The following is a 12,767-nucleotide window of genomic DNA, read 5'->3' as shown; positions in this document are numbered from 1 at the left end:
CAGATGCTTCAACGCGGGAAACCCGACGGCAGTCGCTCATGGGGGTAACGAACATGACCGCGCTGCCTCCGCAACGCACTGGCTCCCCTTGTCCACGCCAGATGCTTCAACGCGGGAAACCCGACGGCAGTCGCTCATGGGGGTAACGAACATGACCGCGCTGCCTCCACAACGCACTGGCTCCCCTTGTCCCCTTGTCTCCCCATTCCCCATTCCCCATTCCCCATTCCCCTTTTACACTGAAACCGCTTGTCGCACTTCTATCGGTTCTCCTGTCAAGCTAAAGGCTCGAACTTCGGTTATTTTCACCTTGACTAACTGTCCTTTGAGTTCAGTAATATCACCAACGAAGAAGGTGAGACGATTACCGCGTGTGCGTCCCATGACTTGAGTTTTGTCTTTCAGGTTTTGGTCTTCTACTAGCACTTCTTCGATGCGTCCGAAATAACGTTGCGATCGCTCGTAAGCTTTAGTGTTAACTAAATGATTTAGTCTTTGCAGGCGATCGCTTTTTACTTCTTCACTTAGTTGATTTGTCCACAAAGCTGCTGGTGTCCCTGGACGTGGTGAATATGCGGCTGTATTCAACAAGTCGAAGCCAATATCTTCGACTAATTTCAGGGTATTTTCAAACTGTGCTTCTGTCTCTCCAGGAAAACCGACGATCGCATCCGCACTAATTGACGCATCCGGCATATATCGGCGAATTGTATCAATTATCCGGCGATATTTCTCTTGAGTGTAACCCCGCGACATTGCCTTTAACACGTCGTTATCCCCAGATTGAAAGGGTATGTGGAAGTGTTCGCACACCTTGGGCAATTCAGCACAAGCTTTAATTAATCGCTCAGTGAAATAACGGGGATGACTGGTAGCAAATCGCAACCGCTCAACTCCCGGCACATCGTGTACATAATATAGTAAATCTGTCAACGTGTGTAAATGGCGACCTTCTGGCGTGGTTCCTGGCAAGTCTCTGCCGTAAGCGTCAATATTTTGACCGAGTAGGGTGACTTCTTTGTAACCTTGGTGTCCTAATTCTGCGATTTCGGCGCGAATTGCTTCTGGTGTACGCGATTGTTCGATACCGCGCACGTTAGGAACGACGCAGTAAGTACAGCGTTCGTTACAGCCATAAATCACATTTACCCAAGCTGTTACTTTGCTATCACGGCGCGGCTTGGTGATATCTTCGATAATGTGGACTGCCTCTGTTGCTACAACTTGATTGCCGTCAAATACCGACTCTAGCAACTCTTTGAGACGGTTAGCGTGTTGCGGTCCCATTACCAAGTCTAATTCTGGAACTCGTCGCAACAGCGTTTCGCCTTCTTGTTGGGCAACGCAACCGGCAACTATTAAAGTTAAATCCGCTTTTTCATGCTTGCGTTTGGCTTGTCTACCGAGATAAGAATATACTTTTTGTTCAGCATTATCGCGGATAGTGCAAGTGTTGTAAAGAATTAAATCTGCATTATTTGGATCTTCAGACCACTCAAAGCCCATGTCTTCTAGGATGCCAGCCATGCGCTCTGAGTCGGCTTTATTCATTTGGCAACCAAAGGTGGTGATGTGATAGCGGCGTTCAGATGTGGTCATAGGGAATTATCTAATCAGTTTAATAGTATATAGGCTTTATCTCAATTCTATTAAAGTATAGAAATAAGTGCGTGGAGTCGGGCGATCGCCTAAGAATTGAATATTGATTTGACATGTAAAGTCTAAGACAAGCGTGTAAAGTTTTGTCAAAAAATTCTGGGTTTGTAAATAAAAGTCTGAATCTTTGCCCGATATATAAACAGAGACTGATAACTTTTATTCGGTCAAGTGTCTATGTTAGGACTTCAGCAAAATATTTTTGTCATGTTGTTCGCGTTACCGTAGCTGCACAGAACGCTAACGCGAACAACATGACTCAATGAAAGTACCAGCTGCTCCCAGTCCTATATGTCTCTATGGTGAGTAAAGTTTTGACCATTTGATTAATGTTGATTTTCAATGCTCAATTAGCTTTATTTAGCATTCGTCTGATTGTTTTGGAGCAAGGAGATTTTAATATGACTCAAAGCTGGAAAAGTTGGAGTTGGAAATTAGGGCTAGGAATAGCTGTAGCTACGAGTGCGATCGCCTCCTGTGGATATTACGCTGTAGCCCAGGACACGGAAACACCCTTTGGCATAGAGATAAAAACACCGCCTGGGGCACTATCTCACAATTATCAGCCCAGCACAGGAAACTCATTACAGTTAACATCCATAACATCAGATGCCCCTGTAAGCAACATATATGTACGCATCAAACAAACAGGAGTCAGTTCACTTCCCTACACGATGAATCCGGGAAATCCAATTCCTCTAGATATGAGTAGCTGTTTTCACAATACAGTCACCGTTCAACTTCTTGGTTTGGTGGGCAACCCAACAGTTCCTCGAATTGGGATTATCGGTCAGCAAACAGTTGCAATTAGTCAGTATACTCAATCTCCGCAGGAGATGACATTTACACGCGATGGCATAAACTACACAATTGAATACCAAATTGTACCGTTTGGTTGTAGCGATCGCTCATAAGTGTAACATTTGAGGCAATGAACATCGTGAGACAGTACATTCTCGGCTTTTGGATTGTTAGCGTTAGTTTCTGCTGTCTGAGTGTCACACAGCCTACTCAGGCTCAACAAGAAATAGTCCCAGATACAACTTTACCGATTAATTCCAACGTCGAATTAAAAGGCAATACCTTTAATATCACTGGTGGAACTCAAGCAGGAAGCAACTTATTCCACAGTTTCCAACAGTTTTCTGTTCCAACTGGTGGTACTGCTTTTTTTTACAACGCTGTAGATATCCAAAATATCATTAGTCGGGTAACAGGTGGGTCAATCTCTAACATTGATGGTTTGATTCGCGCTAATGGTACTAACTTGTTTTTGATTAATCCCAATGGAATTGTTTTTGGACCCAATGCCAGTTTGAATGTTGGTGGGTCTTTTGTTGCAAGTACGGCAAGTAGTTTGAAATTTGCTGATGGTTTTGAGTTCAGTGCAACTGCTCCACAAACAACACCTCTATTGACAATTAGTGTTCCCATTGGTTTGCAATTTCCAGCGAATCCGGGAAGCATCCAAAATCAATCTACTGGTCTTCAAGTCAAGCCTGGAAAAACCTTAGCTTTAGTGGGTGGCGATGTCAACTTAGATGGTGGGGTGTTAACTGCTCGTAATGGTCGAGTCGAGTTGGGAGGATTAGCAACAACCGGAACCGTAGGACTCAATATCGATGACAATAATTTCCGTTTGAGTTTTCCTGATGGTGTGGCGCGAGCCAATGTATCATTAAATCAAGCTACTGTTGATGTAACCGCAGATGAGGGTGGGGGTAGTATTGCAGTCAATGCCCGGAATTTAGATATTTTAGGAGGAAGTAACCTTGTAGCGGGGATAAATTTAACTGGTACTCAAGCAGGAGATATCACCCTCAATGCTACAGACAAAACGACAATTGCAGATAGCTCTGTCTCTAATGATGTGGGTGATATTCTTTCTCAACCTATTGGCAATAGCGGCACTATCAATATTAATACCGGGTCGTTGTCGTTAAACAATGCCCAGGTCAGTTCCAGCACCTATGGAGTGGGAAATGCTGGAGGGGTATTTGTGCAAGCTAATAATTCTGTAGATATTGCCAATAGTTCAATTTCCAGCGATGTGAATTCTCAAGCCGAGGGCAATACAGGCGGGGTTAATATTAAAGCTGGGTCTTTTTCTTTAACTGATGACGCTAATTTGACTGCCAGCATTTCAGGAAAAGGAAACACCCCTGGGGTATCTTTGCAGGCTAATAATTCTGTAGATATTGCCAATAGTTTTATTTACACCGGAGTAGACAATGATGGAGTGGGCAGTGGTGGTGATATCAACATCCGAGCCGGAAAAATCTCCTTAACTAATAATAGCACTCTGGATACCACTATCTCTGGACAAGGGCGTGCTGGTAACGTGATATTTGATGCTCAAAATACTGTCTCTTTTGATAAAAGCTTTATCGCCAGCGATACCGATGGATTGGGGAATAGTGGCATCATCAATATCAAGGCAAGGGCATTATCCTTAAGAAATGGTGCGGAAATATTGTCTAGAGCGTTAGGAGAAAATAACGGGGGCAGTATTCAAATCAACGCTTCTGAGGTGAATATTTCTGGTGTCAATCCAGAGCAAGGAAATTTGATTAGTGGGTTGATTACTAGTAGTGAAGGAAATGCTACTGGCAAGGGCGGTGATATCAGTATCAATGCTGATAAATTGAGCGTATCAGATGGAGGAGTTGTCAGTGCTAGAAGTGGAAGCGCTGGTTCTGGAGGCAATATTAATGTTGACACCAATACTCTTGATTTGACTGGTGGGGGTCAACTTCTGACTAGTGCCTTTAGCAGTGGCAGTGCAGGTAACATCACCGTCAACGCTAAGGAAAGAGTTAGTATCTCTGGCAGCAATCCTATTTTTCAAGAGCGGGTTGACCGATATGGTACACAATTAATTGATAATGATAGTCCTAACAGTGGCTTGTTTGCTCGCGTTACAGGTACAGGTAACGCAACAGCTAGCGGTGGCAACATCGAAGTTACATCTCCCTTGATTTTTCTCGACAAACAGGGAACGATCGCAGCTGCAACTACAGCGGGTGCAGGTGGAAATATCACTCTGAATGTCAGAGACATCCTACTACTGCGTAACAACAGCAGCATAACTGCCAGCGCAGGGACTGCCGAGGCTAGTGGAAATGCTGGTAACATCACTATCAATGCCCCTAATGGCTTTGTCGTTGCTGTCCCTAATGAAAATAGCGACATCACGGCAAATGCATTCAGCGACAAAGCCGGTATTGTTAAGATTACAGCCTCTGGGATTTTTGGGTTAGTGCCACGCGATCGCGCAGAATTGGTCAGGTTGCTGCAACCTAAGGAATCATCCGAACTAAATCCGAGTAAGCTGCAAACAAGCGATATCACGGCAATTTCTCAGCAAAATCCTTTATTAAGCAATACTGTAGAATTCAACACGGAAATAAACCCAAGCCTTGGTTTGGTTGTCATGCCTACAAATTTAGTTGATGCCTCAAGTTTAATTGCTTCTGGCTGTGCTGTTGATGGGACACAAGACAATCAATTTATCGTTACCGGACGCGGGGGTTTACCTCCTAGTCCGGATGAATTTCTTACCAATGATGTGGTATGGCAAGATACGCGGCTTTCATCCGCAGTGGAGAAGGTGGGGAGCTTAGAAAATGGAAATATTAGCAAACAAAGGAGCGATCGCATCACCCAATCAATTAAGAAAGCTTCTAATACTGTGAAGATTATTCCTGCTACTGGTTGGGTATTTAACAATAGAACCGGTGAAGTTTCTCTTATTTCTAATGCGTCGGTGGCTACTCCTGACAATTTGGCATCTACCCCTGGTATGTGTCCTAAACAGTGAATACTTTGCGTGAAAGTGGGAAGATTACGGACTTATGTAGTCGGCGCTTCAGCGCTGAAGCGCTGACTACAAAATTCATGCCTCAGGTTCAATACCTGCTGATCGCAGTTGCGCTGCTAATCGTTCAGCACGTTGTCGTTCTTGTTCAGCGCGTTGTCGTTCTTGTTCAGCCTTTTCTAAACCCCACAGCAGCAAATTCCCCTGCTCATCCCACCACCGCAACCAATAACCTGTGCGGTTTTCCCGTTCTCCCTGCCATGTACCGAGAAATAGATTCATTTGTGCGATCGCGTAACGGTTATTATTATCAGGTTGCTGTAGTTGATACTTGCCATCGTCTAATCGATATACTTCAAGTGTGCCTGTATCCGGTTCAAAAATGGCATAGTTCGGCACTTTGAGAACTTGTTCGTAAAATAACCATTTTCCCGGTGGATAAGTCGGTTTGACAGAATATTCTCCACCTTCTGTATCTGAGAGAAATTCTATCACAATTACCGGAATATCTCCTTGTAATTGGGGAGTGTAACTGCGTTTCACTTCTTCTCTAGAAACGCGGATATTCGCTACATATCCCCAATCTGGTGCTTTAATCACCATTTTGCCGTTGACAGTAGCACAAATGCCGTAATTTGTTGTAATTAATGCTGTATTTGGCAGTCTTCCAGCTATTTCCAAGCTTTGTGTTAAAGCTGCCGCGAGAAGAGGTTGATTGATGTTATCCACTGGATCGTTTGGTAATACAAAATCATCAGGTAATTTTTCCCAAGTAACTTGAAATTTGTCTGTGGTGGCTATCATATCGATTATTGGGAATGGGTAATAGGGAATAGGGAATAGGGAATAGGGAATAGGGAATAGGGAATAGGGAATCGGGAATAGGGAATCGGGAATGAAAATAACTACCAATTACCCATTACCAATTACCAATTACCCATTACCCATTACCAATTTTCCTCTAAGCTGGTTTCCAAGTACCGTGGAAGCTGTGAGGAATAACGCTGGGTAATCGCAGTTTACAAACAGGTTCTTCGTCTAGTCTATCTGCATTAAATACCCAAACTTCACTACTATTAATATTGCCGTCGTAGACAACTGTTACCACCCAAGCTTGATTTGGATTTTCCGCATCTTCAACGTAAATCGGTTCACTCGGATAGCGATTTTCTCCACAATCGGAAGACGTTAATTTTTCGGCTTGATGGTCGAAACGAGCGATCGCGTTTAATATTTCTTCACTAATATCTGTTCCCTGCCGAAATGTGGAAAAATAAGTATACCGAGAAGCTTTTCCCACGTTTTCTGGTGGTACGCTCGGAAATTCGCAGTGTCTATCTAATATTTGCTCAATTGCGGTTACTTTCCCACTTTGCGGATTAAGTTGCAATCTTGATAATGAACTCTTTGCAGCAGTGTGAGTTTCTCCTGTCGCTACTTCTTTGAGATACTGGTTGGTTTGAAAGTCTTCATAACGAGCAATATCTACATTCACCAAACCACTATCATCAACATAACCGTTGCTGAAATGCCATTGATACCAAGGTTCAGTTTCACTGCGACTGACTAAGCTTAATGTTTCGCGATCGAAAACTAAAATTTGAGTTCCTAATTGAGGTTTCCATTCCAAAGCATCGCTGTAGCTGCTTAATCCAAAGAGCGTCGGGAGAGCATTCATCCGCACTGGGGGAATGCAAAATATTAAATATTGCCCTGCTAAAACAAAATCATGCAGCAATGGTGTACCATCAAGTTGAAATTGCGATTTTTGAATTATTTTGCCAGTGCTTATGCTCTTATAAATATTCAGCGTCGCATTTAATCCGGGAGTAACTCCAAAGTTAAAAATCTCCCCTGTCTGCAAATCGCGTTTGCAATGTGCAGAATAACTTAAGCCGTTACTTAACCCTTCTAAATCATCTTCGCCGAAAGTTTCCAGATTTTGCAAATCTAAAGCGTGAGGTTTACCACCTTCCCACAATGCTAAGAGTTTATCTGGCAGTGCTAATACTGAGGTGTTAGCAGCATTTTTAAATTGTTTCAACCATGTATTCCAAATTGCCCCAGGTGCAGTCATCCCATAATTAGCGAAAAGCAGTTGATTTTTTACTTCTTCTTCTTTGTAACCAATAGTTTGCACGTAGCGATAAACACCTGTTGCACCTTCCGAGGTAAAATGTACGGCAAGAATTGCCCCATCCCCATCAAACCAATGTCCCATGCGGATATTACCGCGTTCTAAGCGTGCCGGTCCGTTGCGGTAAAGTGTACCGCGCAATCCGGCGGGTATTTTTCCAGAAATAACTTGCAGTTGGCTGGGAGAAAATTCTTGTGCCGGTTGAGCGATCGCACCTGCCCAAGCTGAAGAAGTTGACTTAAAGTTAATTGTATGCATATGATTCAATGCTAAATACTATGTCGCTCTTATATTTAAGCAACGATATCGAGAATTGATGGCGAAAAACCTGATATTATGTCTGGCATTGGGACAGATATTGTAGAGACGTTTTGCCCGGATTGTACAGACGTTCCATTGGAACGTCTCTACTGAATCCCCACATGAATGATAAGGCGATCGCCCGTGCAACAAAGAGATACGCCTGATGTGGACAGGCAAGGGAAGCGTAGATCCGCAACCACCCACGACTTTTGAACTTCGGTTGCCTGTCCACATAAGTCAAAAGAAAGACTCGCCCTAGCCGCCGAACTTGATAAAGAGAAAGCTGCTGGTCGCCCAATTAAGCTGGTGCGACCTTTGTATATCAGCCAAAGCCGCCAAGCTACTATTTAAGCAGCTAGTACAGGCAATCTCCTCTCCAGACAAACTAGAGTGAATTTTAACTTGTGTATCGGTCTAAAAATTTTTCCTGCTCGTCTGCATTGAGGAGAGTAATGTAATTTTCACACCACACAATTGTGCTTATGCGCCTCACCTCTCTTGATGTTTTTCGCGGCATTACCATTGCTGGTATGATTCTTGTGAATATGGCAAGCATCGCCGAACCGAATGTTTATCCGCCTTTACTTCATGCTGATTGGCACGGTTGCACGCCAACTGATTTAGTATTTCCCTTCTTTCTCTTCATTATCGGTGTAGCGATGACTTTTTCGCTATCCAAGTACACCGAAGAGAACAAACCCACATCAAGTGTATATTGGCGTATTTTGCGCCGCGCCGCCATTCTTTTTGCCTTGGGATTGCTGCTGAATGTATTTTGGAATAAGGGTATTGGGACTTTCGATTTCAGTAGTATCCGCATCATGGGAGTATTACAACGCATCAGCCTTGCTTATTTATTTGCGTCCTTGGCAGTCTTAAATATACCGCGTAAAAAATTATGGATACTTGCAGGAGTGTTGCTTATCGGTTACTGGCTGGCAATGATGTATTTGCCTGTTCCCGGTTTTGGTGCGGGAGTGCTAACGCGAGAAGGTAATTTTGCAGCTTATATCGATCGCTTGATTATTCCCTCTTCACATCTATATAAAGGTGATGGCTTCAACTTCATGGGAGATCCAGAAGGGCTTTTTAGTACGATTCCCGCTATCGTTAGCGTTTTTGCTGGCTACTTCACCGGTCAGTGGATACGCAATCAGCCAGTCAAATCACGCACAAGTGTAGGTTTAGTATTATTTGGTATCGGTTGCTTAATAATCGGTTGGGCATGGGGTTTGACATTCCCGATTAATAAGAAGCTGTGGACGAGTTCTTATGTAGTTTTTACCACTGGTTGGGCGTTAATATTACTAGCTGCTTGTTATGAACTTATCGAAGTGCGACGGATACGACGTTGGAGTAAAGGATTTGAAGTCATGGGCTTAAATGCGATCGCTCTTTTCGTGGCTTCTGTGTTACTAATTAAAATCTTAGTGAAAACCAACATCGGCAGCGGTGAAAAAGCTCCTAACACCTTCGATTGGATTTACAATAATCTTTTCGTACCTTGGGCAGGTGCTTTCAACGGTTCGCTATTATTTGCCATTGTCACCGTGTTACTTTGGTTAGCTGTAGCTTACGCGATGTATCGGCAACGCTGGTTTCTCAAAGTTTAAATGCTGGTACGCTAATCATGAAACCTAACCCCCAACCCCTGGAAATGCGGATTGAACCTTACGACGCTCATCAACTTGATGCAGTCATTCGTCTTTCGCTTCGAGCATGGGCTTCGGTCTTTGATTCGATTCAGAAAGTGATGGATCTTGACGTGTACCGGGAATTCTATCCCGACGATTGGCGTGTGAGCCAGCAAAAGGCGGTCGAGGGGGTCTGCGCGGCAGAGGACACCAATGTATGGGTTGCTATCGACGCTGGTTCAACCGTGGGCTTTGTAGCCGTGAAACTACACTCCGAGACCAGCATGGGTGAAATCTATATGGTTGCTGTCGATCCAGACTTTCAAGGTCACGGCATTGGCACCGCTCTGACAGAATTCGCTCTTGATTGGATGAAACATGCTGGGATGTCTGTTGCTATGGTCGAGACCGGAGGTGATCCCGGTCATGCCCCAGCACGTCGCACCTATGAAAAGCTGGGCTTCGGGCTGTTGCCGATCGCTAGATACTTCAAGAAGCTCTAGGTACGCAGGGATTGAAAACGATCGGTACGATCGCGCTAATCTTGTAGGTTTAGTTGACGCGAGGAAACCCAAGAACTTTTTACACTTGCACTCTTATTAACTTCTGCCACCGCAGCAATCACCAGCTAACCAGGGATCTGACTTTCCACATAAGAGTGAAAAGTCAGGTCTATCAGAATGAAAATCGCTGAAAGTACCAAAATCGATATTTATTTCCCTAAAATATTCAATAATGCTTGTCGATAAATCTTCAGTCCTTCAGCATTGAGACGATCGCCATCAGTTGTAAAATTATCTTTCAAAACATTATTTTCATACAACGGTGCTATACCTTCAGCGACAACTGGGAGATTTTCTGAAGCTGCAACTTGATTGATCGCAGCGTTGATTTGCTCGACTTTAGAAAGTGGAGCTGCTAAACTTGGATCTTTGCTAGCGGCAACTGTTGAGTAAAAAGCGGGAATGAGAAAAATCTGTTTAGTTCCGGATGTTCTCACAAGTGCGATCGCTTCTTTCAACTTTTTGCTAAACTCTTCATCACTAAGTTGATACAAAGCGTCATTTGCCCCAACAGCAATGATGGTTTTTTCACATTTTACCTTGGTAGGAATTAAACGTTGCAATTGTTGAACTAATGAAATTGAACTCACACCATTAAAAGCAAAATTAAAATTACCCTCCCCAAGAGTATTTCCAATTTGAGCGGAAATAGAATCACCAAACAAACAGCCGGAAAATTGCTTACCTTCGCTTGCGTATACTTGATATTGAAGTTCAAGTTGCCATAAAGGTGAAGAATTTAAATTATCTTTTGGTGTTGCACCAGAAGAAGCAAAAAATAACTTTGATTTGCTGAGTAAGTCTAAAGTTGCTGGGACATCAATAACCAATCTATCACTGGGATAAGCTTCCAAAAAGCTGAGTATACTTAAACCATCTGGTGATTTTGCGCCGATAAGCAAAGCAGATCGTAGTGCTGGTATACCTGCTTGATCGCGTCGTGCGATCGCTTTTGAAGCTCCATATAAAAGTAGTTTACCAATTTGTGAATCTATCAGCTTATTTAAAGCCACAATATCCAGAGACTTTTTCACCTGAAGTGCTTGTTGTAACTGTGCTTGCTGTTTAGGTTTTAAATAACCCAAAAAAGATTGCAAATCAGACGAAACTTTTTGCGTTTCCGCATACTTACGTAAATCTGCTACTGGAAGAGATTGATCGAATATTCCATATCTGACAACAATTTTCTCAGCTGCCAAACTGAAAGATGAATCGAGAAAACTATGAAAAGTTAAAAATATTAAGCAACCAGATAGGCATAAGAGAGGACGATATAAATTTTTAATCATTGATAGTTGATGGTTGATAGTTGATAGTTGATAATCAGTAGTTATGCCGTAGGAAGATCGCACCTTGAATTATTGACGGTGCGTTGCGCGACAACACACCCTACATTTAAATTTCTTAACTAACTCCTAACTCCTAACTCCTAACTCCTAACTCCTAACTCTTAACCATTTTCCCATTCATCAATATAAATAGACAAACTCAATTTGGGAATAATCAAGCAGTAGGTGTGGAGATGATATGGAAGAACGCGCATATTGGCTAGCTTGGTCGCAAATTTCGGGAATTGGTCCAGTGTTGTTACAACGGTTGCAACAGCATTTTGGCACGTTGGCTGCCGCTTGGAAAGCACATCCTAAGGAATTGGGTTCAGTAGAGGGTTTTGGTTTGCAGACGCTGGAAAAGGTGATAAAACAACGTTCTCGCTTGCATCCCGAACAACTACTTATCAAGCACCAGCAAGAAAATCCTTATTTTTGGACACCAGCTGATGTAGATTATCCGCGCTTGCTGCTAGAAACACCTAGTCCACCGTCAATATTATATTATCGTGGTGAAGTGGACTTGTCAGAAAATCTCGGACAAAAACCCCTGGTTTCGATTGTCGGGACGCGCAAACCTACAGAATATGGTATCCGTTGGACTCGTCAAATTAGCACGGCTTTGGCGAAAAATAATTTTACAGTTGTTTCGGGAATGGCAGAGGGAATTGACACTGAATGTCATTTTGCCGCGATGAAAGCTGGTGGACGCACTTTAGCAGTTTTGGGTACGGGTGTAGATGTCATCTATCCACACAAAAATCGCGATTTGTACAAGCAGATTTTGACATCTGGGTTAGTGCTGAGTGAATACAGCGCGAAAACACCACCCGATCGCACTCATTTTCCCCGTCGTAATAGAATAATTGCCGGGTTGACTCGCGCTGTTTTGGTGATGGAAGCACCGATAAAGTCTGGCGCTTTAATTACAGCCAAATACGCAAATGAATTTGGACGAGATGTTTATGCACTACCTGGTAGACTGGATGACCAGCCATCCCAAGGGTGTTTAAAGTTACTTTATCAAGGAGCAACGCCGATTCTCAGAGAACTTGATGAACTGTTAAAGATGTTGGGTGCAATACCACAACTTGATGTAATTGAAGCTTCACCAATACCGCAGGAGTTGCCTTTGCTAAATTTACCACGAGAGCTGGAACAAGTTATGGAGGCTATTTCTTCGGAGTCTTTGCCTTTTGATTTTATTATCCAACAAACGGGGATGAATGCTGGTTCGGTTTCTAGTGCTTTGTTGCAGTTGGAACTTATGGGTTTGATTTCACAGTTACCGGGAATGCGCTATCAACGGTGTTGATATGCATGTTTTGA

Annotated in this window: 9 protein-coding genes; 5 read left to right on the top strand and 4 right to left on the bottom strand. The window is 43.2% G+C overall.

Annotation, left to right across the window (positions count from 1 at the left end; genetic code table 11):
- Positions 1–234 precede the first annotated feature (234 nt).
- The gene (miaB, locus tag PI95_RS17510) at positions 235–1,599 is read right to left on the bottom strand and encodes a tRNA (N6-isopentenyl adenosine(37)-C2)-methylthiotransferase MiaB (protein ID WP_039737687.1); all 1,365 of its coding nucleotides are present in this window, start codon (positions 1,597–1,599) and stop codon (positions 235–237) included.
- A 386-nt stretch (positions 1,600–1,985) separates the two neighbouring features.
- Here miaB and PI95_RS17505 point away from each other — a divergent pair, with 386 nt between their 5' ends.
- Both PI95_RS17505 and PI95_RS17500 read left to right on the top strand, forming a co-directional pair.
- Complete coding sequence (locus PI95_RS17505; protein ID WP_039737685.1) at positions 1,986–2,570, top strand: hypothetical protein; 585 nt, start codon at positions 1,986–1,988, stop codon at positions 2,568–2,570.
- 17 nt (positions 2,571–2,587) lie between these two features.
- Positions 2,588–5,476, top strand: coding sequence for a two-partner secretion domain-containing protein (locus PI95_RS17500; RefSeq protein ID WP_052324660.1), 2,889 nt, complete (start codon positions 2,588–2,590; stop codon positions 5,474–5,476).
- Positions 5,477–5,551: 75 nt separating this feature from the next.
- On the opposite strand, the gene PI95_RS17495 is transcribed toward PI95_RS17500, so the two are convergent.
- Both PI95_RS17495 and PI95_RS17490 read right to left on the bottom strand, forming a co-directional pair.
- On the bottom strand, positions 5,552–6,277 hold the full coding sequence (locus PI95_RS17495; RefSeq protein WP_039737683.1) for a Uma2 family endonuclease: 726 nt from the start codon (positions 6,275–6,277) through the stop codon (positions 5,552–5,554).
- Between the two features lie 157 nt (positions 6,278–6,434).
- Entirely contained in the window at positions 6,435–7,868 is a 1,434-nt protein-coding gene (locus PI95_RS17490) for a carotenoid oxygenase family protein (RefSeq protein ID WP_039737682.1), read from the bottom strand.
- Positions 7,869–8,395: 527 nt separating this feature from the next.
- Here PI95_RS17490 and PI95_RS17485 point away from each other — a divergent pair.
- Both PI95_RS17485 and PI95_RS17480 read left to right on the top strand, forming a co-directional pair.
- Positions 8,396–9,526, top strand: a complete 1,131-nt coding sequence (locus PI95_RS17485; protein WP_039737679.1) for an acyltransferase family protein — start codon at positions 8,396–8,398, stop codon at positions 9,524–9,526.
- 17 nt (positions 9,527–9,543) lie between these two features.
- A complete protein-coding gene (locus PI95_RS17480; protein WP_039737676.1) occupies positions 9,544–10,050 on the top strand; it encodes a GNAT family N-acetyltransferase in 507 nt (168 codons plus the stop codon).
- 209 nt (positions 10,051–10,259) lie between these two features.
- Here the strand turns inward: PI95_RS17480 and PI95_RS17475 are convergent, their stop codons facing one another.
- Entirely contained in the window at positions 10,260–11,462 is a 1,203-nt protein-coding gene (locus PI95_RS17475) for an SGNH/GDSL hydrolase family protein (protein WP_336507241.1), read from the bottom strand.
- A 175-nt stretch (positions 11,463–11,637) separates the two neighbouring features.
- Here PI95_RS17475 and dprA point away from each other — a divergent pair, with 175 nt between their 5' ends.
- Positions 11,638–12,753 (top strand): DNA-processing protein DprA, encoded by a 1,116-nt coding sequence (gene dprA / locus PI95_RS17470; protein ID WP_039737672.1) that lies wholly within the window; start codon positions 11,638–11,640, stop codon positions 12,751–12,753.
- Positions 12,754–12,767: the final 14 nt, after the last annotated feature.

It is taken from the genome of Hassallia byssoidea VB512170, assembly GCF_000817785.2.
In the GTDB taxonomy this organism is placed as follows: Bacteria; Cyanobacteriota; Cyanobacteriia; order Cyanobacteriales; family Nostocaceae; genus Hassallia; species Hassallia carrinoi.
Note: the sequence above shows the minus strand (reverse complement) of the source record. Positions and strands in the feature narration are given on the sequence as shown.

Excerpts from the sequence above, each read along its gene's own strand:
- PI95_RS17490 (WP_039737682.1), bottom strand. The coding sequence starts at position 7,868 with ATGCATACAATTAACTTTAAGTCAACTTCTTCAGCTTGGGCAGGTGCG.
- dprA (WP_039737672.1), top strand. The coding sequence starts at position 11,638 with ATGGAAGAACGCGCATATTGGCTAGCTTGGTCGCAAATTTCGGGAATT.
- PI95_RS17495 (WP_039737683.1), bottom strand. The coding sequence starts at position 6,277 with ATGATAGCCACCACAGACAAATTTCAAGTTACTTGGGAAAAATTACCT.
- PI95_RS17485 (WP_039737679.1), top strand. The coding sequence starts at position 8,396 with ATGCGCCTCACCTCTCTTGATGTTTTTCGCGGCATTACCATTGCTGGT.
- miaB (WP_039737687.1), bottom strand. The coding sequence starts at position 1,599 with ATGACCACATCTGAACGCCGCTATCACATCACCACCTTTGGTTGCCAA.
- PI95_RS17505 (WP_039737685.1), top strand. The coding sequence starts at position 1,986 with ATGTTGATTTTCAATGCTCAATTAGCTTTATTTAGCATTCGTCTGATT.
- PI95_RS17500 (WP_052324660.1), top strand. The coding sequence starts at position 2,588 with ATGAACATCGTGAGACAGTACATTCTCGGCTTTTGGATTGTTAGCGTT.
- PI95_RS17480 (WP_039737676.1), top strand. The coding sequence starts at position 9,544 with ATGAAACCTAACCCCCAACCCCTGGAAATGCGGATTGAACCTTACGAC.